Annotated in this window: 25 protein-coding genes; 11 read left to right on the forward strand and 14 right to left on the reverse strand. The window is 68.7% G+C overall.

Annotated features, from left to right (window positions below; genetic code table 11):
• The first annotated feature begins 77 nt into the window (after positions 1-77).
• On the forward strand, positions 78-1,067 hold the full coding sequence (locus QRN16_RS10885; protein WP_027506060.1) for a malate dehydrogenase: 990 nt from the start codon (positions 78-80) through the stop codon (positions 1,065-1,067).
• Here the strand turns inward: QRN16_RS10885 and QRN16_RS10890 are convergent.
• The gene (locus QRN16_RS10890; protein ID WP_027506061.1) at positions 1,039-1,614 is read right to left on the reverse strand and encodes a hypothetical protein; all 576 of its coding nucleotides are present in this window, start codon (positions 1,612-1,614) and stop codon (positions 1,039-1,041) included. The two genes, QRN16_RS10885 and QRN16_RS10890, sit on opposite strands and share 29 nt — an antisense overlap.
• A 63-nt stretch (positions 1,615-1,677) precedes the next feature.
• Here QRN16_RS10890 and QRN16_RS10895 point away from each other — a divergent pair, with 63 nt between their 5' ends.
• Positions 1,678-2,277, forward strand: a complete 600-nt coding sequence (locus QRN16_RS10895) for a TetR/AcrR family transcriptional regulator (protein ID WP_027506062.1) — start codon at positions 1,678-1,680, stop codon at positions 2,275-2,277.
• Between the two features lie 11 nt (positions 2,278-2,288).
• Complete coding sequence (locus QRN16_RS10900; protein ID WP_056441019.1) at positions 2,289-2,669, forward strand: YchJ family protein; 381 nt, start codon at positions 2,289-2,291, stop codon at positions 2,667-2,669.
• On the opposite strand, the gene QRN16_RS10905 is transcribed toward QRN16_RS10900, so the two are convergent.
• From QRN16_RS10905 to QRN16_RS10915, 3 genes are read right to left on the reverse strand one after another with little or no spacing between them, the layout of a single operon-like run.
• Positions 2,651-3,577 (reverse strand): alpha/beta fold hydrolase, encoded by a 927-nt coding sequence (locus QRN16_RS10905; protein ID WP_056442165.1) that lies wholly within the window; start codon positions 3,575-3,577, stop codon positions 2,651-2,653. The genes QRN16_RS10900 and QRN16_RS10905 overlap by 19 nt on opposite strands.
• Before the next feature lie 41 nt (positions 3,578-3,618).
• Positions 3,619-4,695 (reverse strand): PDR/VanB family oxidoreductase, encoded by a 1,077-nt coding sequence (locus tag QRN16_RS10910; RefSeq protein WP_285186587.1) that lies wholly within the window; start codon positions 4,693-4,695, stop codon positions 3,619-3,621.
• On the reverse strand, positions 4,692-5,573 hold the full coding sequence (locus QRN16_RS10915; RefSeq protein WP_027506066.1) for a metal-dependent hydrolase: 882 nt from the start codon (positions 5,571-5,573) through the stop codon (positions 4,692-4,694). Before QRN16_RS10915 ends, QRN16_RS10910 begins: the two co-directional genes overlap by 4 nt.
• A 215-nt stretch (positions 5,574-5,788) precedes the next feature.
• Between QRN16_RS10915 and QRN16_RS10920 the strand changes: the two genes are divergently transcribed.
• Entirely contained in the window at positions 5,789-6,385 is a 597-nt protein-coding gene (locus QRN16_RS10920) for an Rv1733c family protein (RefSeq protein ID WP_027506067.1), read from the forward strand.
• A gap of 23 nt (positions 6,386-6,408) precedes the next feature.
• Here the strand turns inward: QRN16_RS10920 and QRN16_RS10925 are convergent, their stop codons facing one another.
• Entirely contained in the window at positions 6,409-7,284 is an 876-nt protein-coding gene (locus QRN16_RS10925) for an alpha/beta fold hydrolase (RefSeq protein ID WP_056441025.1), read from the reverse strand.
• 55 nt (positions 7,285-7,339) lie between these two features.
• Here QRN16_RS10925 and QRN16_RS10930 point away from each other — a divergent pair, with 55 nt between their 5' ends.
• Positions 7,340-7,819: a MarR family winged helix-turn-helix transcriptional regulator gene (locus QRN16_RS10930; RefSeq protein WP_235578860.1), complete on the forward strand. Its 480-nt coding sequence runs from the start codon at positions 7,340-7,342 to the stop codon at positions 7,817-7,819.
• Between the two features lie 18 nt (positions 7,820-7,837).
• Here the strand turns inward: QRN16_RS10930 and QRN16_RS10935 are convergent, their stop codons facing one another.
• Positions 7,838-8,314, reverse strand: coding sequence for an alpha-isopropylmalate synthase regulatory domain-containing protein (locus QRN16_RS10935; protein WP_027506070.1), 477 nt, complete (start codon positions 8,312-8,314; stop codon positions 7,838-7,840).
• 239 nt (positions 8,315-8,553) lie between these two features.
• Here QRN16_RS10935 and QRN16_RS10940 point away from each other — a divergent pair, with 239 nt between their 5' ends.
• Positions 8,554-9,741, forward strand: coding sequence for a DUF8462 domain-containing protein (locus tag QRN16_RS10940; protein WP_027506071.1), 1,188 nt, complete (start codon positions 8,554-8,556; stop codon positions 9,739-9,741).
• Positions 9,742-9,773: 32 nt separating this feature from the next.
• On the opposite strand, the gene QRN16_RS10945 is transcribed toward QRN16_RS10940, so the two are convergent.
• Both QRN16_RS10945 and QRN16_RS10950 read right to left on the reverse strand, forming a co-directional pair.
• Entirely contained in the window at positions 9,774-10,982 is a 1,209-nt protein-coding gene (locus QRN16_RS10945) for an acetyl-CoA C-acetyltransferase (protein WP_222637902.1), read from the reverse strand.
• The gene (locus tag QRN16_RS10950) at positions 10,979-11,584 is read right to left on the reverse strand and encodes a TetR/AcrR family transcriptional regulator (protein WP_051613430.1); all 606 of its coding nucleotides are present in this window, start codon (positions 11,582-11,584) and stop codon (positions 10,979-10,981) included. Before QRN16_RS10950 ends, QRN16_RS10945 begins: the two co-directional genes overlap by 4 nt.
• 223 nt (positions 11,585-11,807) lie before the next feature.
• Between QRN16_RS10950 and QRN16_RS10955 the strand changes: the two genes are divergently transcribed.
• From QRN16_RS10955 to QRN16_RS10970, 4 genes are all read left to right on the forward strand, one after another.
• Complete coding sequence (locus QRN16_RS10955; RefSeq protein ID WP_285186601.1) at positions 11,808-14,054, forward strand: putative bifunctional diguanylate cyclase/phosphodiesterase; 2,247 nt, start codon at positions 11,808-11,810, stop codon at positions 14,052-14,054.
• Positions 14,055-14,146: 92 nt separating this feature from the next.
• Positions 14,147-15,130, forward strand: a complete 984-nt coding sequence (locus QRN16_RS10960) for an NADPH:quinone oxidoreductase family protein (protein WP_285186603.1) — start codon at positions 14,147-14,149, stop codon at positions 15,128-15,130.
• Between the two features lie 41 nt (positions 15,131-15,171).
• The gene (locus QRN16_RS10965) at positions 15,172-15,513 is read left to right on the forward strand and encodes a carboxymuconolactone decarboxylase family protein (protein WP_051613431.1); all 342 of its coding nucleotides are present in this window, start codon (positions 15,172-15,174) and stop codon (positions 15,511-15,513) included.
• A 9-nt stretch (positions 15,514-15,522) separates the two neighbouring features.
• Positions 15,523-16,287 carry a deoxyribonuclease IV gene (locus QRN16_RS10970; RefSeq protein WP_222649939.1) on the forward strand — a complete coding sequence of 255 codons (765 nt, stop codon included), beginning with the start codon at positions 15,523-15,525 and terminating at the stop codon, positions 16,285-16,287.
• 1 nt (position 16,288) lies between these two features.
• Here QRN16_RS10970 and QRN16_RS10975 read toward each other — a convergent pair whose 3' ends face one another.
• From QRN16_RS10975 to QRN16_RS11000, 6 genes are all read right to left on the reverse strand, one after another.
• The gene (locus QRN16_RS10975; RefSeq protein WP_222649938.1) at positions 16,289-17,551 is read right to left on the reverse strand and encodes a multidrug effflux MFS transporter; all 1,263 of its coding nucleotides are present in this window, start codon (positions 17,549-17,551) and stop codon (positions 16,289-16,291) included.
• A 50-nt stretch (positions 17,552-17,601) separates the two neighbouring features.
• Entirely contained in the window at positions 17,602-18,087 is a 486-nt protein-coding gene (locus tag QRN16_RS10980) for a DUF309 domain-containing protein (RefSeq protein ID WP_222649937.1), read from the reverse strand.
• Positions 18,088-18,097: 10 nt separating this feature from the next.
• On the reverse strand, positions 18,098-19,045 hold the full coding sequence (locus QRN16_RS10985; protein WP_222637905.1) for an aldo/keto reductase: 948 nt from the start codon (positions 19,043-19,045) through the stop codon (positions 18,098-18,100).
• Between the two features lie 61 nt (positions 19,046-19,106).
• Complete coding sequence (locus QRN16_RS10990) at positions 19,107-19,625, reverse strand: VOC family protein (protein ID WP_027506079.1); 519 nt, start codon at positions 19,623-19,625, stop codon at positions 19,107-19,109.
• A 196-nt stretch (positions 19,626-19,821) separates the two neighbouring features.
• A complete protein-coding gene (locus QRN16_RS10995) occupies positions 19,822-20,763 on the reverse strand; it encodes a DNA-3-methyladenine glycosylase family protein (protein WP_051613416.1) in 942 nt (313 codons plus the stop codon).
• 10 nt (positions 20,764-20,773) lie between these two features.
• A complete protein-coding gene (locus QRN16_RS11000; protein ID WP_285186610.1) occupies positions 20,774-21,805 on the reverse strand; it encodes an oxidoreductase in 1,032 nt (343 codons plus the stop codon).
• Between the two features lie 136 nt (positions 21,806-21,941).
• On the opposite strand from QRN16_RS11000, the gene QRN16_RS11005 reads away from it, so the two are divergent.
• Positions 21,942-22,427 (forward strand): ribonuclease H family protein, encoded by a 486-nt coding sequence (locus QRN16_RS11005; RefSeq protein ID WP_027506082.1) that lies wholly within the window; start codon positions 21,942-21,944, stop codon positions 22,425-22,427.
• Positions 22,428-22,432 lie beyond the last annotated feature (5 nt).

A 22,432-nucleotide genomic window follows, 5' to 3' on the forward strand; every position in this document is an offset into this window, starting at 1 on the left:
ATCGGGTGCTGTCCGACACACATCCGTGCACTCGGTCGACTGCCGGATCTACGGTCGAGGGGAACGAAGGAGTTCACATGGCTCACAGCATCGTCACCGTCACAGGCGCGGCCGGCAGCATCGGCTACGCGGCACTGTTCCGCATCGCATCGGGTGCGATGCTCGGTCCGGACACGTCCGTCACGTTGCGGCTTCTCGAGATCCCGCCGGCACTGCGCGCAGCCGAGGGCACGGCCATGGAACTGCACGACAGTGCGTTCCCCCTGCTGCGGTCGGTGGAGATCCACGACGATCCGGTCGACGCCTTCGACGGCGCGAACGTCGCGTTGCTGATCGGCGCTCGCCCTCGTACCGCGGGGATGGAGCGCGCCGACCTGCTCGAGGCCAACGGGTCGATCTTCGGGCCGCAGGGCGCCGCTCTCGAGGCGGGCGCCGCGTCCGACATCCGGGTGGTCGTCGTGGGCAATCCCGCCAACACCAACGCGGCCATCGCCGCGGCGCACGCACCCAGCATTCCCGCAGACAGGTTCACCGCGCTGACCCGGCTCGATCACAACCGCGCCGTCGCGCAACTGTCCGCTCGTGCGGACGTCCCGGTGGGTGAGATCTCGCGGGTCAGCATCTGGGGCAACCATTCCGCCACGCAGTACCCGGACATCTTCCACGCGCGAGTCGGTGACCGGTCGGGCGCCGAGTTCGCCGCGGACACCACCTGGCTCGAGGACGTCTTCGTGCCGACGGTGGCGCGCCGCGGTACCGCGATCATCGAGGCGCGCGGTGCGTCGTCCGCTGCCTCCGCGGCGAACGCCACCATCGATCATGTGCGCGACTGGGTCCTGGGCACTCCCGCCGACGACTGGACGTCCGTCGCACTCCCGTCGACGGGTGCGTACGGCGTGCCCGAGGGACTGGTGTCCTCGTTCCCCGTGCGGTCCTCCGGCGGCGCCTGGCAGATCGTGGAGGGACTCGAGATCGGCGAGTTCTCCCGGCGCCGTATCGACGCCTCCGTCGCGGAACTGCAGGCCGAGCGCGAGGCTGTCACGAGACTCGGGATGCTGCCGAACTGACTCGACCGTCCATGTCCCGCCGTCGAGGCTGTCGTGGCCACACCGTGTAGGTGATCGCGGCGACGACGTCGACGGCGAGCACGACGAGGGGCACGGGCATGAAGGCCGTCAGCGCCTCGGTTCGCTCGGGAGACCCGACCAGCGCGACGAGGCCGGCGAGCAGCCCGACGGTGACGGCCACGGCGATCAGGGTTCTGACCACGTCCGCCCAGCACGCTCTCGCATAGGCAGCGCCGTGGAGACGAACCGGCGCGGGCCCGCCGCGGAAGTGGTGGGCCACTCGCACGTCTGCCCAGCGAATCATGCGGTGTCCGTACGCGATCGAGAAGCCGATGTAGGCAGCGGCCAGCGCGTGATGCCACGTGGCGGTACTGCCCGACCGCAGGTCGATGACGGTGGCGCAGAGCAGGACGAGATCGACGACCGGGGCGCAGGCCAGAACCACGGCACCGGCACGAGGTCGCCGTGCGCCGTACCGGAGCGTGAGGCCGGCGGCGATGGCCACCCAGAATCCGATCTCGCACGCGACGATGACTGCCAGAACCATGAGCGCTCCTTGTTGGTACGATCGTGTTCACAACAAAGTAGCACAACTGTGTACATTCAGGGAGTGCCGAAACTGATCGATCACGACCAGCGGCGACGCGACGTCGCCGACGCCGCCTGGCGCATCATCGGTCGAGACGGCCTGCTCGATCTGTCGGTGCGCAACGTGGCCGAGGAGGCCGGGCTGGCGACGGCCTCCCTCCGTCGTTCCTTTCCCACTCAGGACGACCTGCGAGCGTTCTGCCTCGAACACGCAGCCGAACGCGTCGTCGAACGCCTGGAGCGCATCGACCCGCAGCTGTCACCCCGCGAGTACTGCGAGGCGAGTCTGCGAGAGTTGTTGCCGCTCACCGACGAGAGTCGCCTCGAGATGGAGGTGCAGATGTCGCTGGGCGCTCTCGCCTTCACGAACGCCGCGATGCGCGTCGCCTACGACCGGGCGCACCAGTACCTGGCCGCGGGGTGCAGGCGACTGGTGAACCTACTCGCCGAGAACGACACCGACTACGCGTCACTGTCCGACCGGGTACCCGACGAGGCGCGTCGACTTCATGCATTCCTGGACGGACTCGCGCTGCACCTGGTCCACGCGCCACACGACGAGAACCGCGCGTGGGCCGAGGCGGAGCTGGCGGCACATCTCGACTCGCTGCGAGGGCCGTAGGGTCTACAGCCATGCCCGACACCTGCCCGTGCGGCACTCCCCTACCGATGTCCGAGTGCTGTGGACCCTTGCTCGAGGGACGGATCGGTGCGCCGACCGCCGAGCGGCTCATGCGCTCGCGGTACACCGCCTTCACGGTGCTCGACGCCGAGTATCTGCTGCGCACATGGCATCCCGATACTCGACCGTCGGCGCTCGACCTCGACGACCGCCGCCGGTGGACCGGGCTCGAGATCCTGGGCACCACCGGAGGCGGCATGCTGCACACCACGGGCACGGTCGAGTTCGTGGCTCACTTCCGTGACGCGGGTGCCCGGCGACCGGGTTCGCAGCGGGAGAACAGCACGTTCTCCCGCGTCGATGGAGCCTGGGTCTACGTCGACGCGGTCTGACGCCGCGACTCGATGCCGTCGACGAACTCGGACGTGATGCGCGCGATGTCCCAAGGATGCGACAGCGGCGACCAGTGTCCTGCATCGAGATCGGTTCGCGACAGGTCGGCCACCCAGCGCGGCGTGTCCTCGTAGTGGAACGGACGCACCGCCGCGTCACGGGTGTTGACGATCAGATGCACGGGCACGGTGACGTAGCGACGCCGCGGAGAGGTGAAGCGCGGCAAAAGATTTGCTCGATAGATGCGCAGGCCGTTCCACGCGTCGTCGAGAAGTGTCGGTGACTCCTCCACCATCGCGGCGGGGACGTCGGAGAACTCGCCGATGAACTGGGTCCAGCCCTTGCGCTTCATGCGGTACATCCGCACCCGAGCCAACGGCGGGACGTGGAAGGTGACCGTGTACCAGGACGCTCGCGTCTGGGCGAACACCTGTGCCAGGTTGCGCGGTGTGGGCCTACGGAGCCGCGAGCGGGCCCACAGTGCGAGGTGGTCGAGGTTGGGTCCCGACACGGACGTGTAGGACGAGATGCGGAGCGGCGCATCGGCTTCGGCGACGAGCTCCCAGGCCTCCACCGCGCCCCAGTCGTGACCGAGCACGTGGACCGGGGCGTCGGGACTGACCGCGTCGATCACCGCTCGCAGATCGGAGGCCATCGCGTCGAGTCGGTACCCGCGGGTCCGTGCGGGGACCGTGGAGTCACCGGCGCCGCGTGAGTCGTAGGTGACGACGCGGTAGCGGTCGGCGAGCAGTCCGACGACGTGGTTCCAGAGAGTGTGATTGTCCGGCCAGCCGTGCACCAGCACGAGAGTGGGGCCGTCGGACACGCCGGCGGTGTACACGGCGAGCTCGACGTCACCGTTCCGCACGGTGGAACGCTCGGACTCGAACGGGCGGGTGACGGTCATGGACGCTCCGGAATCGGTGGACGTGGGGTGTGCGGGGGACATCAGACGTCGAGCGTGAGGTGGTCGGAGTCTGCCCGAGACACGCACGGCAGCATGTGTTCCTGCTGCTCGGTGGGACTCAGTCGAGTCTCGCGGTGCTCGGGCGTCCCCGCGAGAACACGCACCTTGCAGGTGCCGCAGAAGCCTTGGCGACAGGAGTACGCGACTGTCGGGTCCTCGTCCACGATGACGGACAGTGCAGACCTGTCGGCGGGAACTGTCAGCGTGCGACCGCTTCTCGCGAGTGTGACCGTGAACGGCCGACCGCCCACCACGGGTGGGGCCCCGAAACGTTCGAAGTGGAGAGCAGACGCGCCGCAGCCCGCGAACGACGTGCGCACGGTGTTCAGCATCGGCGTCGGTCCGCAGCAGTACACCGCGCCGCCACGGGCGGCCGGACCCAGAAGGTCCGTGGCAGTGGGCAGTCCGTCCTCGACGTCGGTGCGGACGGCGACACGCGGCGAATTCCAGCTCTCGATCTCGTCGAGAAAGGGCATGCTCTCGCGGGAGCGTCCGCAGTAGACGAAGGTCCAGTCCAGGCCGAGATCGCGAGCGGCGCGGACCATCGGCAGGACCGGGGTGATGCCGATGCCGCCGGCGACGAAGTGCACCGAGCGTTCCTGCGCGAACAGGAAGGCGTTGCGGGGGCCGCGCACCGTCACCGTGTCGCCGGGGCGCAGGGCGTGCATCCGCTCCGAGACGGTGCCGATGCGTCGGACGGCGATGCGGTACCGCGTCGTGTCGGCGGGGTCGCCGCACAGCGAGTACTGCCGCCGGAGCGGTCCCGACGTCGCGTCACCCTCCAGGTGCACGTCGATGTGGCAGCCCGGCTGCCAGGCCGGCAGGGACGATCCGCCCGCGTCGACGAGATCGATCTGCGCGACATCGCCGTCGCTGGTCACCGGCGTGACACTCGCGACCGTCAGTGTGGCCGCGGTGTCCGGGGGACGCAGGGCCACCCGAGGGTCGTAGGGGACACGCGACATCGCGCCGAGGTAGTTGCCGACGACCAGGCCGATCAGGCCGAGGGCCCGGTCGCCACGAGGCCGTCCGCGGAGGTCGCGTGGTGCGTCGATCATCGCGACGCTGCCCGCGCCGCGGGCGAGGAGGCCAGATAGGCGACGGCCTGCGCCGTCGAGCCCTCCTGGCTGGGGTGGTAGCTGCGACGGAAGTAGCGCGAGAGCCGCAGGCCGAGATCGACAGGCCCCGGCACGGTGCCCTTCTTCGCCGCGCGGCGCCAGGCGAGTGGCGTGGGACGGCGCCGGGACGCCGGTCCGTCGGCGAGAAGCGGATCGTTCTGCATGAGGAAGCGGGTTCCGCGGATCCACAGGTAGACCAGCAGCGGTGCCGCGAGTGCCTGGGTGCGAAGGCGTCGGACCTCGCGGCGATCGAAGTAGCGCATCGTCTCGTAGGCGACAGAGCGGTGCTCGACCTCCTCGGACCCGTGCCATCGCAGCAGGTCGAGCATGGTCGGGTGGATGTTGGCGCGGTCGAGCCCCTCGGCGTTCAGAACCCAGTCGCCGAGAAACGCGGTGATGTGCTCGATGGCCGCGATGATCGCCAGGCGCTCGACGAGGTAGTTCTTCTCGCGGCTGCTGGTGATGGGTCGAGGGCCGATGACCTTGCCGAAGACCCAGTTCATCTGGTCGGTGAACGGCGTCGGATCGAGTCCGCTGCGCTGCAGGTGCTCGAGGACGCCGGAGTGCGCCGACGAGTGCATGGCCTCCTGGCCGATGAACCCGATGACGTCCTCGCGGAGCTTCTCGTCCTCGATGAACGGGAGCGCCTGGCGGAACGTCTCGACGAACCATTCCTCCCCGGCGGGGAGGAGCAGGTGCAGGACGTTGAGCGCGTGTGTGGAGAACGGCTCACCCGGGATCCAGTGCATCGGCAGGTCGTCCCAGTCGAAGTGCACGTCGCGCGCCTGCAGCACGAGATTGTCGGCATCGGCGGTCATGTCGGGTCCTTCCGGTGTGGCTTCGTTCACACAAATCTTAGTATGACAACTGGTAACAGTAAAGCACCTCGGGTAAGCGAGAACACATGTGACGTGACGCGAACGACCTTGCCGAGGTCACACGCTGCGCGGACGCTGGACAGAAGGTCGGACACGCAGGACACCCGCCGCCGTCACGGCGCACGGGGTCCGTGACGCAGGCAGGACACGAGACGATGGCGGACAATTCCAAGAGGGCGGAGCGCGGGACCGACGACACTCGGCGGCCCGTGGCGCGCACACCGCGCAACCCGCTCGTTCGAGGCGTCGACCGCGCGGAGGCTCGACTGCACCGTCTTCTCGTGACGCTGTTCCTGCTCGCCGTCCCGTTCGTCGCCGTGATGGGCGTCAGCCTCTACCACGATCAGCAGACCATGGCGGCCGACGCCGTGACGTCGTCCTCGTCGGTGCTCGCCACGACCACCGCGGACGCCGTGGCGCCGGTGGCGTCGGACGAATTCGCGGCGGTCACTCCCACCGTGTTGGCTCCCGCGACCTGGTCCTCCGACGGCGTGAAGCACGTCGGGTCGGTTCCTGTTGCGGCGCAGAGTCCGTCGGGTACCGAGGTGACCATCACCGTCGACGCGGACGGTCGTCGCATCGCACCCCCGCCCACCGGGGTCGACGTCGTGGTGGTCAGCATCTTCGGCGCCGCAGCGCTTCTCGCGCTCGTGGCGATCGTGCTCGTGATCGTGCGCAGCGTCTTCGCCCGCGTCTACGACCGTCGTCGGGACCGGGAGTGGGACGACGCGATCGCGCGATTCCTGTCCTGACGGACGTGTGCCGACGGCTGTCGCTACCTCGTCAGAGCGTCGTGAATCGCGACGCCGAGTTCTGCTCTAGGTGAGTCCGGGAACGTGTGATGGGTGGCGCCGTCGAGGATTCGGGTACTGATCGACGGCCAGTTCTTCTGGATGCGATCTCGCACCCCAGCACTGTCGTGAATCCGGCTGGACCCGGCGAGAACGACCGTCGTGGTCGCCTGGAGCGAGTGCAGCGCCGAAGAACTCGGCCGCCTCGGAACGATGGGCCGACGACGAGGGTGATGGGCTGTTCCGAGTTCGGACAGTCGGGACAAGTCGGCGTCGAGAACTGCGTCGCCCGTCTCCCACGCCGTGAATCGTCTCTGTCGCTCTTCCGACGGTCGCAGCAGGAGCGGTAACGCATGAGCCAGGTAGGCGGCGCGCATGCCGGCGAAGCACGAATTCGGATCGAGCAGGACGAGGCGGTCGACGTCGGCCGGCCGACGGAGAGCGAACGCCAGAGCGATCATCGCGCCGTACGAGTGAGCGAGAATCGACGGTCGCCGCAGTGCCGACCCGGCGAACACATCGTCCAACCACAGCATGAGGTCGTCGACGTTCCTCGCGGGTTCACCCGCCGGAACCGATCGCCCCACGTCACCGAGAATGTCCACCGCGACCACTCGGTGGCGACGACTCAGTTCGGTCGCCTGGCCGGTCCAGGCCATCGAGGTAGCCCCGGATCCGGGGAGCAGTACGACAGGGCGACCGTCGGTGGGACCGGCCGAGGTGACATGGGTGTCGCCGAATCGTGTCGGCACCATCGTCGTGGTCGTTTCCGCCGGCCACGTCCCGAGTACGCGGTCGTAGGCCGCAGCGAACTCCCGCCCCTCGGGCGATCGATGGAACGTCTGCATCGCGTCTGTCATGCGGCACCCCGTTATCTCGATGGTCGAGTAATACGATAGGTGACATACTGATGCCGTGGACGAAGTCGATGCAACCCCTTCGGTGGACACGGACGTCATGGACCTGGTGCACGGCCTGCGTGCGCTCGTCGTCGAGCTCGATCTGCTGGGTGCGGGATTCGCCGAGAAGCACCGCATGCACAGCACCGACGTGCGGGCATTGATCGTTCTTCTCGATGCTGCTCGTGCCGGTCGAACGGCTACTCCGTCCTGGCTGCGGACGCAGCTGGGAATCACCTCGGCGACCGCGACGGCACTCGTCGACAGGCTCGAACTCGCCGGCCACGTCGAACGGCAGTCGGTCGTCGGTGACCGCCGCAAGGTGGCCCTGAGGGTCACCGACAAGGCAGAGCGACTGGGCACAGAGTTCTTCGGCCCGCTGATCCTCAGGGCGGCCACGCAACTCTCCGAGTTGTCGGACGACGACCGAGCAACCATTCGTCGGTATCAGTCCGCGATGCTGGCCGCCATCAGATCGACTGCGCCGGGCTCGTGAGAGCCGTGTGATCGCCGACTACTGGTTCTGCATCCGATTAGCCGCAGCGACAAGGGCTTTGGCGGTCGACTCTGTCGGATCCGAGCCCGTCCCCATGGCCCACGCGGTGCGGTGATCCTGCTGTCCGCGGATGTAGGTGACGTATCCCGTCTCGGTGATCTGCTGGTGGAACGACAAGATCTCGAGGTTGACGCCGGCGTCGTAGAGCATCGACGTCATGGCCTCGGCGGGCCCGTGGCAGACGATCGACGAACTGCGGATGGTGTCGCCGATGGCGAGGGTGGCCGTGAACTCGAACCTGCCCGCACCCTTCGGCGCGCACTCTGCGGAACCGAGCCGGATGGGGCCCGAGGTGGGCGAGTAGGTGTGGACGAACTCCGCGAAGGACATGCCGTCAGCCTCCGCGCGCAACCCGTGCGGCAGAGCCGACGAGGCGTGAATGGCAGCGGAACTGTGTGAGAAGTGTTCGGTGAGGGAATGTGCGCTGGTGCTCATGTCGCTGGGGTCTTTCCGGTGAGAGGAAGGACCGACGGGCGCTCGTTCGACCCGCAGCGGGGGGTCGGTCCGAGATCAGACCCCGCTGCGGTGAACTACGAGAATGCGCGACATGGCCCCAGAGTAGCTGCGTCGCGGCGTCACAGGCAAGGGTCCGGTTCTCGATTGCTCTCTGTTCGGTTCTAGGACACGCGCTAGAGAAGGGCAGAGAACGCTACCGACGTTGCTACCGTCACGCCATGGACCCCGTTCGCAATCCGTACGCACCCGGCGCCGGCCAGCGGCCACCCGAGCTCGCCGGCAGGTCCAAGCAACTCGACGCGTTCGACGTGGTGCTCGAGCGCATCGCGCGCGGTCGGCCCGAACGCAGTGTCGTGCTCACCGGGTTGCGCGGCGTCGGCAAGACGGTGCTGCTGAACCACCTGCGATCGGCCGCGATCTCGCGGAAGTGGGGAACCGGGAAGATCGAGGCCCGCCCCGACCAGGACCTGCGGCGACCGCTGTCGTCGGCGCTGCACATGGCAGTGCGGGAGATCGCGGTGGCGCATCGCGATCCCGAACGCGTGGACCAGTTCCTCGGTGTGCTGAAGTCCTTCGCTCTTCGTGCGTCCGCAGACAAGGGCATGCGGGACAAGTGGCAGCCCGGCATCGACGCGCCCGCCCTCAAGGGGCGCGCGGACACCGGTGACATCGAGATCGACCTGGTCGAACTGCTGCTCGACGCCGCGTCGCTGGCTCGGGACGTCGGCGTCGGTATCGCCATCTTCATCGACGAGATGCAGGACCTCGCGGCGGAGGACATCTCCGCGATCTGCGGGGCGTGCCACGAACTGAGCCAGGATGCGGCTCCGCTGATCGTCGTCGGCGCCGGTCTTCCCCACCTGCCTGCGGTGCTGTCCGCGTCGAAGAGCTACTCCGAGCGCCTGTTCAGCTACCACCGCATCGACCGCCTGGACCGCGCTTCGGCGGACCGCGCCCTCATCGCACCGGCCGAGCGGGAGGACGTCGAGTACACGAGCGAGGCACTCGACGCGCTGTACGAGGCCGCGGACGGGTACCCCTACTTCGTTCAGGCGTACGGCAAGGCGACGTGGGATCTGGCCGCGGACAGCCCGATCACGGTCCACGACGTGCGGGTCGCAGCACCGACGGCCGAGGACGAGCTGGCCGTCGGGTTCTTCGGATCCCGTTACGAGAGAGCAACTCCCGCCGAACGCGAGTACATGCGAGCGATGGCCGACCTGTCCGGCGACGACGGTCCCGTCTCCACGTCGAAGATCGCCGTGGAACTCGGACGGAAACCTGCGTCGCTGTCCCCCGCACGCGACGGGTTGATCAAGAAGGGACTGATCTACTCCGCCGAGCGCGGGTCGATCGGCTTCACCGTCCCCCACTTCGGGCGGTACCTGAGGGCGCAGGCCGACTAGCGCCGACCTGCACGCTTTGGGTGTGGAACCGGCTACTCGGCTGCGGGAACCCGCAGGATGAGGGCGTCGCCCTGTCCACCGCCACCGCACAGTGCTGCGGCGCCGACTCCGCCGCCGCGTCGCTGCAGCTCCAGTGCGAGGTGCAGGGCGATGCGGGCGCCGGACGCGCCGAGGGGGTGACCGATGGCGATGGCGCCGCCGTTGACGTTGACCTTCTCGGGGTCGATGCCCAGTTCGCGGGTGGAGACGATGCCGACGGCGGCGAACGCCTCGTTGATCTCGACGAGGTCGAGGTCGGTCGGGGCGATGCCCTCCTTGGCGCAGGCGGTGGTGATGGCGTTGGCGGGCTGGGACTGGAGCGAGGAGTCGGGTCCGGCGACGACGCCGTGGGCGCCGATCTCGGCGAGCCAGGTCAGTCCCAGTTCCTCGGCCTTGGCGCGGCTCATGACGACGACGGCAGCGGCGCCGTCGGAGATCTGGGACGCGGAGCCGGCGGTGATGGTGCCGTTCCTGTCGAACGACGGGCGGAGCTTGGCGAGGCTCTCGCTGGTGGTGTCGGCGCGGATGCCCTCGTCGCTGGTGACGACGACGGGATCACCCTTGCGCTGCGGGATGCTGACGGGAACGACCTCGTCGTCGAAGACGCCGTTCTTCCAGGCTGCGGCGGCGCGCTGGTGCGACGCGGCGGCGAAGGCGTCCTGCTCCTCGCGGGTGACGAAACGGGTGTCGGCGTTGCGGTCCTCGGTGAGGGCGCCCATGGCCTGGTCGGTGAAGATGTCGTACAGGCCGTCGTAGGCCATGTGGTCCTTCATGGTGACGTCGCCGTACTTGAATCCGCTGCGGCTCTTCTCGAGCATGTGCGGGGCGAGGGACATCGATTCCTGGCCGCCGGCGACGACGATGTCGAACTCTCCGGCGCGGATCATCTGGTCGGCGAGGGCGATGGCGTCGACACCGGACAGACACACCTTGTTGATGGTCAGGGCAGGAACGCTGAGGGGGATGCCGCCGGCGTGGGCGGCCTGGCGTGCGGGAATCTGGCCTGCGCCGGCCGTGAGGACCTGGCCCATGATGACGTACTGGACCTGGTCACCGCTGATCCCGGCCTTCTCGAGGGCGCCGGCGATGGCGACGCCGCCGAGGTCCGAGCCGGAGAGGGTCGACAGCGATCCGAGCAGACGGCCGATGGGAGTGCGGGCACCGGCCACGATGACGGACGTGGTGCCGGAAGGTGCGGTCATGCTGTTTCCTCACTGGTGGGGGCAGATGTGATGGTGGATGCGGCGGGGTCGATCCCCAGAGCGGTCAGAGCCATGGTGGACAAACGGTGTCGGAGCAGCGACGCGGGCACGCGGCCCATCGACTGCGGAGTGGAGTTGAGCAGACCGAACGCCGCGTGAGCCTGGACGCGAGCGTCGTCCTCGGAGCAGTCCGAGTCCAGTTCCCGCAGGGTGCGGACCCAGATCTCGACGTAGCGGCGCTGCAGCGAGCGCACCGAACGCTGGGCGTCGGTCGGCAGGTTCGCGAGATCGCGGAACTGGATCTCGATGAGGCGCGGCGAGGTCATGGCGAAGTCGAGGTGGAACGCGACCAGTTCGTGCAGCGTCGGCAGCGGTGCCGACCGTCGCGCCAGGACCTCTTCCCCACCGGCGTGGAGGTACTCGGAGATTCCCACCAGCAGTTCGACGAGGACGGCTTCCTTGTTCGGAAAGTGGCGATACACGGCGGGACCGCTGATCCCCACCGCGGCGCCGAGGTCCTCGAGTCGTAGACCGTGGTACCCGCGCTCCGCGACGAGGACGGCGGCGGCGTCGACCAGTGCGCTGCGGCGCTCGGCCTTCATCCGTGAACGTTCGGTGGACGCGGAGCCCGCCGCGATACGGTTCACCACCCGGGCCTCCCACCTGTCGTCGGTCGCGAGCAGCCAGTTTACCGTATTCGGTTAGTGACCATTCACTTGGTGACCGCGCTCTCTTCGCGGGATTTCCGCGATGCGCGCCCGTCTGCGGCGGTACATTCATTCCGTCCATGTCGGTCGGGGTCACGAGAGAGGCAGCATGGTCTCGATGTCCTCGCCGACCCGTTTTCTCGTGGTCGGTGCGCTCGCGATCGCCGTGTACGCGACGCTTCCGCCCGGCGTGGTGTCCAGCGTGCTGTACTGCGTCATCGCCGTGGGTGCGGTGGCGTCCATTCCTGTCGGCATCCGCGCACACCGCAAGGTGAGCACCCATTCGTGGTGGATCGTCGCGACGGCGCTGTCGTTCTGGGTCGTCGGCGACATCGCGATCGCGGTGATGGAGAACTCGGGCGGCGTCGTACCTCTCCCGTCGGTGGCGGACGCCGCCTACGTCCTGGGGTACCTCCTCATCGTCGTGGCCCTGCTGTCGGTCCGCAGTTCGGGGACCCCGATGCTGAGTCCGGCGGACGGACTCGAAGCCGCGATCATGACCGCGGGGGTGGGTCTCGCGTCCTGGGTCGTGGTGTCCGGTCCCCGAGGCGAGCGCGTGCCCGACGCCGGAACGTGGCTCGGCATCTTCTACACCGAGATCGACGTCTTCCTGCTGGTACTGCTCGTCTTCGTCGTGTTGAAGCGACGCGCGGGCTCCACCACCCACTGGCTGCTGGGTGCGGCCACGGCACTGATGGTGGTCGCCGACTACACCTCGTACGTGGTGGTCGCGGACGGTCCCGCCGAGAGCACGATCCTCAACGTCTGCTGGCTCGCGTCCTACGTGCTCTTCGGTGCGGCGGCGTTGCGACATGACGAGCGTCCGCGTGTCAGCACCATCAGTCGTGCGCAGACGGGGATGGCTCGACTGATCCTGCTGACCTCGGCCGTGGCGATGACGCCGGTCGTCATGAGCATCGAACTGATGCGCGGCACTCCGGTCACTCGCTGGGGGCCCGCGGTGGTGATCGCCGCCTCGATCATCGTCGTCCTCGGCGCCGTGCGGATGACCTCGTTCCTGACACTGCTGCAACGACAGTCGCGGGCACTGCGCCTTGCGGCCGACACCGATTCCGTCACGGGACTGGCGAACCGCGGCCGGCTCGGGCGTCGGCTGCACGAGATCCTCGGTCCGGAGGGCCGCGACGGAGTGGCCCTGGTGCTGGTGGATCTCAACCGGTTCTCCGACATCAACCAGACCTTCGGCTACGCGGTGGGAGATCAGGTGCTCACCGAGATCGGTCGCCGACTCGTCGACACGGTGGACTCGTCGGCGACGGTGGGACGTCTCGGGGGTGACGAGTTCGCCCTCGTCCTGCCGGGCCCCGTCGACAGGCACGACGCCGTGGCGGTCGCGATCGCTGCGCAACGCGCGGTCGGGGCCCCGCTCGAGGTGCGGGACATGAAGCTGACGCTGGAAAGCAGTGTGGCCGTGGCACTGTCGACCGACACGCCGCACCCACGATCCGAGGAGCTGGTGCAGCGGGCGTACGCCGCCGTGGTGGCCGCGAAGTCCCGGCAACCGCGACTGGCCGTCTACGACCACACGATGGACATCGACAGGATCGATCAGCTCCGGAGGATGGGCGAGTTGGAGGACGCCATCACGGGAGGTGAGCTCGAGGTGTTCTTCCAGCCCCGCCTCGACCTGCGCACCGGAGCCGTGTCGGGAATGGAAGCCCTTCTGCGGTGGCGACATCCGCGCGAGGGGCTGCTGCTGCCGGCCGCGTTCCTGCCGAGTGCGGAGCAGACCGGCATGCTCCCGGCCGTCACCTCGTTCGTCATCGACACGGCGATGGCCGCGTGCCGACGCTGGCGGCTGGCGGGACTGGACATCGACGTGGCCGTCAATCTCTCCGTCCGGGATCTCGTGGACTCCTCCCTGGCGTCCCGAGTGCGAACGGCTCTGGACGACCACGGCCTTCCCGGGCACGCCGTCGTCTTCGAGGTCACCGAGTCGTCCGCGATGACCGATCCCGAACGATCCATCGACACGCTCGAAGCGCTTCGCGCGCAGGGAGTCTCACTCTCCATCGACGACTTCGGCACGGGGTACAGCTCCTTGACGTACCTGGCGTCGCTTCCGGTGCAGCAGCTGAAGATGGACCGGTCCTTCGTCACCTCGCTCGCGTCGGACTCCGCCAACCTCGCGATCGTCCGATCCACCATCGCTCTCGCGCACAGCATGGGTCTGCACATCGTGGCCGAGGGCGTCGAGGACGAACACACCCTCGACGTGCTGCGCGGACTCGGATGCGACGCGGTGCAGGGCTTCCACATCGCGCGGCCGGTTCCCGCGGGCGACGTCGTGCGCACGGTGAAGGCCGTGAACTCTGCAGTGGGCGCCGCTCGTACTGCTGTGTGACCCAGCGCACCGGCGACGGCGGGTTATTTGTAACCTGAGGCCCGAGTCGACTCGCACCACCCCTCGACCGTCGACCGGCGAAAGGACAGTCCGTGCGCGCAGTGCAGGTGACCACCCTCGAAGGCCCCGAAGCCCTCACCCTCACCGATCTCGACGAGCCCACCGGCGACGGCGTGGTGATCGACGTGCGTGCGGCCGGCGTGGCCTTCCCCGACGCACTGCTCAGTCGTGGGCTCTACCAGTACAAGCCGGACCTGCCGTTCGTGCCCGGAAGCGAGGTCGCCGGTGTCGTGCGGTCCGCGCCCGAGGGCTCGGGATTCGCGCCCGGTGACCGAGTGGCGGCGCTGACCGGATTCGGCGGCGGTATTGCCGAGGTGGCGGTGGCGACCCCCGACCTCGTCTTCGCGCTGCCCGACGCCGTCTCGTTCGAGGCCGGTGCGGGACTGCTCTTCAACGATCTGACGGTGCACTTCGCCCTCCGCGAGCGCGGACGTCTGGCCGAGGGCGAGACCGTCCTGGTCCACGGCGCCGGTGGCGGCATCGGGACATCGACGCTGCGACTCGCCCCGGTACTGGGAGCGTCACGCACCATCGCGGTGGTGAGCAGCGAGGCCAAGGCCGAGGTCGCTCGCGCCGCGGGCGCCACCGATGTGGTGATGCTGCAGGGCCCGAACGGCGAGGGCTGGAAGGACACGGTCAAGGAACTCACCGGTGGCCGCGGAGTCGACATCGTCATCGACCCCGTCGGTGGGGATCGCTTCACCGACAGCATCCGATCGCTGGCGCCTGCGGGTCGACTCGTGGTCATCGGCTTCACCGGTGGCGACATCCCGACGGTCAAGGTCAACCGACTGCTGCTGAGCAACGTCGAGGTCGTCGGCGCCGGATGGGGTGCGTGGTGGATGAGCCGGCCCGGTTACACGACGACGCAGTGGGCCGAGCTCGAGCCGCTGTTCGCCTCGGGCGCGCTGGTGGCGCCGGAGCCGGTGGTGTACCCACTCGACAAGGCCGGCGAGGCCATCGCATCTCTTGAGAACCGGACCGCCACAGGCAAAGTCGTGGTGACGCTGCAGTGAGTGATGCCTATCGGGACGGTCTCGCGGTCCGCCGCGAGGTGATGGGCGATACCTTCGTCGCGGCCGCCCTCGAGAACAGCACGGGCACCGACTCGGAAGCGTTGCAACGCCACGTCACCGAGCACGTGTGGGACGCCGTGTGGAACAGGCCGGGCCTCGACCGACGGAGTCGGAGCCTGCTGAACATCGGCATGCTGATCGCCCTCCGGGCCGAGCAGGAGCTCGGCGGGCACATCCGGGGCGCACTCACCAACGGTCTGACCCGCGAGGAGATCGTGGAGTCCGTGGTCCACGCCAGTGGCTACTGCGGCGCGCCGGCGGCGCTCGCAGCGATGCGGGTGGTGCAGCGAGTACTCGACGAGGAGCTGGGTCCGCTCGAGTAAGGTCGGGACATGCGTATCGGTGCACACGTCCGCAACTCGGAGAACCCGCTCGGCGAGGCCGAGGATCTCGACGTCGACCTGGTGCAACTGTTCCTCACGGACCCGCAGAAGTGGAACAAGCCCGTCGTCGGTTCGGGGTTGGAGGCGGTCCGGGACAGTGCGGTCGACATCGTCGTCCACTCGTCCTACGTCATCAACGTCGCGAGCCTGAACAACCGCATCCGCATCCCGTCCCGCAAGGCCGTCGCGCAGCAGGCCGACGTGGCCGCAGAGATCGGTGCCCTCGGGTTGGTGGTCCACGGTGGACACGTTCGCGACGGGGAGGATCCCGCCGAGGGAGTGGCCAACTGGCGCAAGCTGTTCGAACGGCAGGCGGAGTCCGGTGGATTCGCGGTTCCGATCTGGATCGAGAACACCGCCGGCGGCGACTTCGCGATGGCGCGGCGCTTCGACGCCATCGCTCGCCTCTGGGACGCCGTCGGGGAGTTCGGAGCAGGGTTCTGCCTCGACACGTGCCACGCCTGGGCCGGCGGCGAGGACCTCGTGGACGCCGTGGAGCGCGTCAAGGCGATCACCGGACGCATCGACCTGGTGCACCTGAACAACTCTCGCGACGAGTTCGATTCGGCTCGCGACCGTCACGCCAATCTTGAGAGCGGCGAGATCGAGGCCGAGGTGCTGGCCGCCGTCGCCGCCTCGGCGGACGCTCCGGTGATGCTGGAGACGCCCGCTGACGGCATGAAGGACGACGTCGCGTACCTCCGCTCGCTCTGAGTCAGACCGCGTCGGCGGGTACCGGCTTCTCGGACCGGACGCTCGCGAGAGCGAGCAGCGCGATGGTCGCGCCACCGGTCATCGCGATGGCCATGGCCGGGCCGTCGTTGCCGAGGACGCCCACCAGGGGCGCGATGAGCGCACCGATGCCGAACTGCGCGGCACCCAGCAGAGCGGCGGCGGTGCCGGCGGCCTCACCGTGGCGTGACAGGGCGAGCGCCGGGGAGTTGGGCATGACGAATCCTGCCGACGCCAGCACGAACAGCACGGGCACCATGAATCCGACGATGCCGCCGAATCCGGTGGTCGTGGTGACGATGAGGGCGGCGCCGGACACGGCCATCGCGACCAGTGCCACGGTGACGATCCGCTGCGGGGTGAAGCGCTGCAGCGCCAGGACGTTGAGTTGCGACGCGCTGATCAGTGCGACGGCGCCGATGCCGAACACCAGGGCGAACTGCTGCTCGCCGAGTCCGTAGCCGTCCTGCAGCACGAACGAGCTGCCGGAGATGTAGGCGAACAGCGCGGACATACCGAGGCCGGCCACGAGAACGAGAACCACGAACCGTCGGTCGCCGAGCAACGATCCGTAGGTGCGCAGGACGGGCAGGAACTCGTTGGGTCGACGACGCTCCTCGGGGAGCGTCTCCTTCAGCAGGAACATCGCCACGAGCATGAGGGCGGCACCCACGACCGCGAGCCCGGCGAACACGCCGCGCCACGACCCGTGGATGAGGACGAGGCTGCCGAGGCTGGGTGCCACGATCGGCGCGACGCCCATGACCAGGACCAGACGCGACATCACGGTGGCGGCGGCCCTGCCGTCGAACAGGTCGCGGACGATGGCGATCGCGATGACCATGGCGGCGGCGGCACCGAAGCCCTGCAGGGCTCGGGTCACACCCAGGACGCCGACGGTCGGAGCGATCATGCACAGGAGCGACGCGACGATGTGGATCATCGTTCCGGCGATGAGGGGCCGTCGACGTCCCAGGGAGTCCGAGAGCGGCCCGATCACCAGCTGTCCCACGGCCAGTCCGATGAGGGTGCCGGTGAGGGTGAACTGCACCGCGGCATTCGTGGACCCGAGGTCCTCGGTGATCGCGGGCAGCGCCGGGAGGTAGACGTCGATCGTGAGCGGCCCCAGCGCGACGAGGGCGCCGAGAACCAGGATGGTGCGAAGCCTGGAGGGTGCGGCCGGCTGGTCGGAGGTACCGACGGCCGTGCCGGGAGTCGCCGAGGTGGTGCGGGAGTCTGTCGTCACCCGGGGTGCAGCACCGTGCGGCCGCGATGTGTTCCCGATCCGTGTGACGGTCAGGTGAACTGTCGGCGATGCGTGAGGTGCGGGACTGTCGGAACGGGGGACTCCCCGCGGTCCAGCGCAGCCACCAGGAGGTCGGCCCACCGCATCAGGCCCGCGATGTCGATGTCGTGGGGTGCGTCGGCGTACGTCCCGATGCGATCACGTCCCTGCGTCAACAGCGAGGTGGCTCCCACGCGATTCCCACGCAGCAGGTGGGTGAGACCGACGGCGAGCTGGGCCAGGCCCTGCCACAGTGCACGTTCCCCTGGCGTACTGATCTTCCACGTGCCTTCGAGGATCTCGTGCGCGTGGAAGGGCATGCCGTCGTCGAGGAGTTGCTGGGCACGGACCAGGGACTCGACCGGCGGGAGCTGGACGTCGTCCGGAATGCGCTCGACGCCCTCGGCTCCGCGGGGCAGGGGACGTCCGAGCCCGTCGCGGGGCCGGCCGTTCTGCGGCCGGCCCTCGGGGTTGCGCTCTCGTCTCGGCGTGACCACCGAGACGACGCTACTCGCCGACCTTGTCCGACAATGCGGTCAGACGGTCGAGCTCGTCGGCGGTCAGCGACAACGTCGAGGCGTCCGTCAGGGACGCGAGCTGTTCGAGACGGCTCGCGCTGGCGATGGGTGCCACGATGCCGTTGCGGGAGAGCAGCCACGCCAGTGCCACGGTGGGGATCGCGGAGCCGTGAGCGTCCGCGATGTCGGCGAGCGCACCGACGACCTCGAGGCCGGCGTCACTGAAGTAGCCGGACGTCATCGCTGCACGGGGTGTGCCCTCGATGTCCTCGCGCGTGCGGTACTTGCCCGTCAGGAAGCCCGAGGCGAGCGCGAAGTACGGGAAGACGCCCAACAGATTCTTCTCGGCGACCTCCATCAGCTCCGGCTCGTAGCTGCGGCGATGCACCAGGTTGTAGTGCGGCTGCAGCGCCACGGGTGCGTCGAACCCCTCGCGCTGTGCGATGTCGATCCACTGCCGCGCGCGCTCCGCCGTGTAGTTGGAGATGCCGACATACCGCACCTTGCCGGCCTTCACGAGTGAGTCGAAGGCGGCCACCGTCTCCTCGAGCGGGGTGTCCGCGTCATCGAAGTGTGCGTAGTAGAGGTCGATGCGATCGGTCTGCAGGCGCTGCAACGACGCGTCGGCCGCGGCAGCGACCGTGCCCGCGGCCAGACCCTTGAACTGCGGGTGCTGGCTCACCTTGGTGGCCAGGACGACGTCGTCGCGTCGGCCCGTCGAGGTGAACCAGTTCCCGATCACCGTCTCCGACTCGCCGCCCGAGTTGCCGGGGGCGAAGGCGGAGTACGAGTCCGCGGTGTCGATCAGCGAACCACCGGCTCCGAGGAAGGCCTCGATGATGCGGTGCGAGTCCGGCTCGTCGCTCGTCCATCCGAAGGTGTTGGCACCGAGTGCGAGCGGGAAGACGTCCAGGTCCGAGGTTCCGATACGAGTCATGTTCGGTGCAACACCTGTGAGCCGTCGCTATTTCCGCCCGGCACCGGGTGAGAGGCGTCCGTCAGGACAGCGCCGCCGTGCTGACGCCGATGCCGCCCGTGGTGTCGGCGCCGTAACGAGCGATCTCCGCGTCGAGGTCCAGCGGAGCGATGCTGGAACGACCGTGGAGGACGGCGTCGTCGATGCGGTCCGCGGGAACGAGCCAGGCGATCTCGAACTCGATGCCGTCGGGATCCTGGCCGTAGAGACTCTTGGACGTCGAGTGATCGGATGCGCCGACCAGTGCGCCCGCGGTGGCCAGCTTCTCCCGCAGGTCGACGAGATCGGACAGCGTCTGCACCTCCCAGGCCAGGTGGTAGAGCCCGACGGTGCTGCGGCCGGCCGGGGACGCGCCCGCTCCGTCGCCGACGGAGAACAGGCCGAGGTCGTGGTCGTTCGTGCTGTCCGGCGCCTGCACGAACACGGCGCGATCGCCCATGGACATGACGACGCGGAAACCGAGCACGTCCGAGTAGAAGCGTGCGCTGCGCTGGGCGTCGCGCACGTAGAGCACGGCGTGGTTCAGACGGGAGATGGCCATGAGAGGTCCCTTCGGATCGAGGCGTTGTCGCTAGCTTGAAGCTTCAACTTCAACTGTACCCCGGTTGTTCCCGCAGCCGCGTGGACACAGCCTGCGTGAACCGAACACCCGCTCCTGCGTGCGGGAGATCGTGTGGGCTCACCAGTACCTGTGTGCACACACCTCGTACCTGTGTGCACACACCTCGCAGCGTCCGTCAGTGATGGCGGTGGTCGGTGACCACGGTGCGCGGACCGAACTTCGGGCGCAGGGCCGTTCCGCTGACCTCGAGCAGACGTACCGCGCGATAGCGGTGCGGCCGGATCGGCGCCAGGTACTCGAGCATCTCGTCGTCCGTCATCGGTGCCCCCGTCAACGTCCATCCGATCACCGACGCCAGGTGGTAGTCGCCGACGGACAGAGCGTCCGCATCTCCCAGCGCCCGTTGCATCACCTCGGCCGCGGTCCACACGCCGATTCCGGGAACGTGGCGCAACCGGCGCTCGGCATCCTCCCTCGTCATGGACACGATCGGTTCGAGCTTGTCGGCCAGGGCGGCGCTCCGCACGATCGTCTTGGAGCGCTTCGGATCCACGTTCGCCCGGTGGAACTCCCAGGACGGCACCCGCCGCCAGACCTCGGCGGGCGGCGGTACCCGCATCCCCGCGGGCGCCGGTCCCGGTGCCGGCTCGCCGAACTTCGAGAGCAGGTAGCGCCATGCCGCGAAGGCAGCGACCCCGTGCACCTTCTGCTCCAGAACGGCCGGGACCAGCGCCTCCATGACCTGCCCGGTGCGGCCGATACGCAGGTGGGGAAATCGACGATGCGCCTCCGCGAGGATGCGATGCTCGGGCGCGAATCCGTCGGCGTCGTCCTCCATGCCCACGAGCCCCGGAAGAGAGTCGAGGAACTCCGCGGAGCCGGCGCCCCAGGCCTCGCAGGTCACCTCGAACCGGTCCACCTGGCGCAGGCGATACGTCACCGGCCCCGTGCGAAACCGTGAGGTGCGCCAGATGGATCCGTCGGCCTCCACCCGATGGGCCGGATCGCCCGCTCCGCGGCGGTGTGGCGACAACGAATACCGCAGGGCGAGTGGGCGATCCGAGGTGAGCGTGATCTCCACCGCGCCGCCGCGGGAAGTGTGTCCGGGGTCGAGCACGCGAAACGAGCTAGCCGACACGGACGAGGGTGCGACCGATGGTGGCCCCGTCGCGCAGGGAGTCGAGCACTCCCGCCACCTCGTCGAGAGTCACCTCGGTGGTGACCTCGGCGAGCCGACTCGGGCGCAGGGAACCCGCCAGGTCGTTCCACAGGGTGCGTCGGGCCTCGATGGGCAACTGCACCGAGTCGATGCCCAGCAGGGCCACTCCCCGGAGGATGAAGGGCAACACCGTGGTCGAAAGCCCTGCTCCCCCGGTGAGCCCGCTGGCGGCGACCGCGCCGCCGTACCTCGTGGTGCTGAGTACGTGCGCGAGGGTCTTGCCGCCGACACAGTCGACCGCGGCGGCCCACTGCGCCTTCCCGAGGGGACGCGGCGCCGCGTCGGGGTCCTCGGGGAGGCGGCCGATGATCGAGGACGCGCCGAGTGTGGTCAGCAGGTCGTGTGCCGACTCCTTGCCGGTGGAGGCGACCACCTCGAACCCGGCCTGCGACAACAGGTCCACGCTGACACTGCCGACCCCGCCGCTCGCTCCGGTGACCAGTACCGGACCGTCGGACGGGGTGAGGCCACGCGCCAGCAGGGCCTGCACGCTGAGTGCGGCGGTGAAGCCCGCGGTGCCGATGGTGGCGGCGTCGGCCGTCGACAGTCCGTCCGCGAGTGGCACGACCCACTCGGCCGGAACGCGCGCGTACTCGGCGTAGCCGCCGTGACGTCCGGTGCCGATCTCGTAGCCGTGTGCCACGACGCGGTCACCGACCGACACCCCGTCGGACGTCGAGGAGACCACCACACCGGCGAGGTCGATGCCGGGGACGATGGGGTACTCCCGCACCACTCCGCCCTTCGGGGTGACGGCCAGGGCGTCCTTGTAGTTGGCGCCCGAGTACTCGACGCGGACGACCACCTCGCCCTCGGGCAGGAACGACAGGTCGACCGTCTCGGACGTCAGATCCACACCGTCGTCGGTCTGCCGGGCGACCAGGGCGCGGAAGTTCTCCGGGATCTCGGTGGCGGATCGATCGTCGGTCGGCGAGGTCACGTGGCGTCTCCCTGTGTCGGTCCAGATCGAAGTCTGGGCTGATGGTTCACGTTCGAGAGTAGGCCGAGCCGTGGACAATGTGTGCGCTCGGCGCGGGACCGCGGAATTGTCGGTCCTCGGCCGTACTGTCTCGAGGGTGATCATCGTGAGTACCGACGGTTCGTGCCTGAAGAACCCCGGCGGGGCCATCGGCTGGGCCTGGGTCGACCACACCGGCCCGTCCGCCTCCGGCGGAGAAGCGTCCGGCACGAATCAGATCGCCGAGCTCAGGGCGTTGTACGAGGCCGTGGCCGCGCATCCGGGTCCGGAGCCGATGCTCATCGAGTCGGACAGCCAGTACGCCATCAAGTGTGCGTCGGAGTGGCTCGCCGGATGGAAGCGCAAGGGCTGGCGCACGTCCACGGGTGGGCCGGTGCGCAATCTGGAACTGGTCCGCGCGATCGACCGTGCCATCACCGAGCGCGAGGGTCCGGTGCGGTTCCGCTGGGTCCGCGGACACGTGGGCAACCAGTTCAACGAGATGGCGGACGAGCTGGCAGGAATCGCTGCGCGGGCGATCCGAGACGGTTCGCTGACGCCGTGCGAGCCGGTCGGCGCACAGGAACCCGTCACGCTCTTCTAGAGCAG

This window comes from Rhodococcus sp. MEB041 (genome assembly GCF_030208955.1).
Taxonomy (GTDB): domain Bacteria; phylum Actinomycetota; class Actinomycetes; order Mycobacteriales; family Mycobacteriaceae; genus Rhodococcoides.

What these genes read in the sequence shown, in the direction of transcription:
- QRN16_RS10885 (WP_027506060.1), top strand. Translation starts at nt 78, where the DNA reads ATGGCTCACAGCATCGTCACCGTCACAGGCGCGGCCGGCAGCATCGGC.
- QRN16_RS10890 (WP_027506061.1), bottom strand. Translation starts at nt 1,614, where the DNA reads ATGGTTCTGGCAGTCATCGTCGCGTGCGAGATCGGATTCTGGGTGGCC.
- QRN16_RS10900 (WP_056441019.1), top strand. Translation starts at nt 2,289, where the DNA reads ATGCCCGACACCTGCCCGTGCGGCACTCCCCTACCGATGTCCGAGTGC.
- QRN16_RS10905 (WP_056442165.1), bottom strand. Translation starts at nt 3,577, where the DNA reads ATGACCGTCACCCGCCCGTTCGAGTCCGAGCGTTCCACCGTGCGGAAC.
- QRN16_RS10910 (WP_285186587.1), bottom strand. Translation starts at nt 4,695, where the DNA reads ATGATCGACGCACCACGCGACCTCCGCGGACGGCCTCGTGGCGACCGG.
- QRN16_RS10915 (WP_027506066.1), bottom strand. Translation starts at nt 5,573, where the DNA reads ATGACCGCCGATGCCGACAATCTCGTGCTGCAGGCGCGCGACGTGCAC.
- QRN16_RS10920 (WP_027506067.1), top strand. Translation starts at nt 5,789, where the DNA reads ATGGCGGACAATTCCAAGAGGGCGGAGCGCGGGACCGACGACACTCGG.
- QRN16_RS10925 (WP_056441025.1), bottom strand. Translation starts at nt 7,284, where the DNA reads ATGACAGACGCGATGCAGACGTTCCATCGATCGCCCGAGGGGCGGGAG.
- QRN16_RS10935 (WP_027506070.1), bottom strand. Translation starts at nt 8,314, where the DNA reads ATGAGCACCAGCGCACATTCCCTCACCGAACACTTCTCACACAGTTCC.
- QRN16_RS10940 (WP_027506071.1), top strand. Translation starts at nt 8,554, where the DNA reads ATGGACCCCGTTCGCAATCCGTACGCACCCGGCGCCGGCCAGCGGCCA.
- QRN16_RS10945 (WP_222637902.1), bottom strand. Translation starts at nt 10,982, where the DNA reads ATGACCGCACCTTCCGGCACCACGTCCGTCATCGTGGCCGGTGCCCGC.
- QRN16_RS10950 (WP_051613430.1), bottom strand. Translation starts at nt 11,584, where the DNA reads ATGAAGGCCGAGCGCCGCAGCGCACTGGTCGACGCCGCCGCCGTCCTC.
- QRN16_RS10955 (WP_285186601.1), top strand. Translation starts at nt 11,808, where the DNA reads ATGTCCTCGCCGACCCGTTTTCTCGTGGTCGGTGCGCTCGCGATCGCC.
- QRN16_RS10965 (WP_051613431.1), top strand. Translation starts at nt 15,172, where the DNA reads ATGGGCGATACCTTCGTCGCGGCCGCCCTCGAGAACAGCACGGGCACC.
- QRN16_RS10970 (WP_222649939.1), top strand. Translation starts at nt 15,523, where the DNA reads ATGCGTATCGGTGCACACGTCCGCAACTCGGAGAACCCGCTCGGCGAG.
- QRN16_RS10985 (WP_222637905.1), bottom strand. Translation starts at nt 19,045, where the DNA reads ATGACTCGTATCGGAACCTCGGACCTGGACGTCTTCCCGCTCGCACTC.
- QRN16_RS10990 (WP_027506079.1), bottom strand. Translation starts at nt 19,625, where the DNA reads ATGGCCATCTCCCGTCTGAACCACGCCGTGCTCTACGTGCGCGACGCC.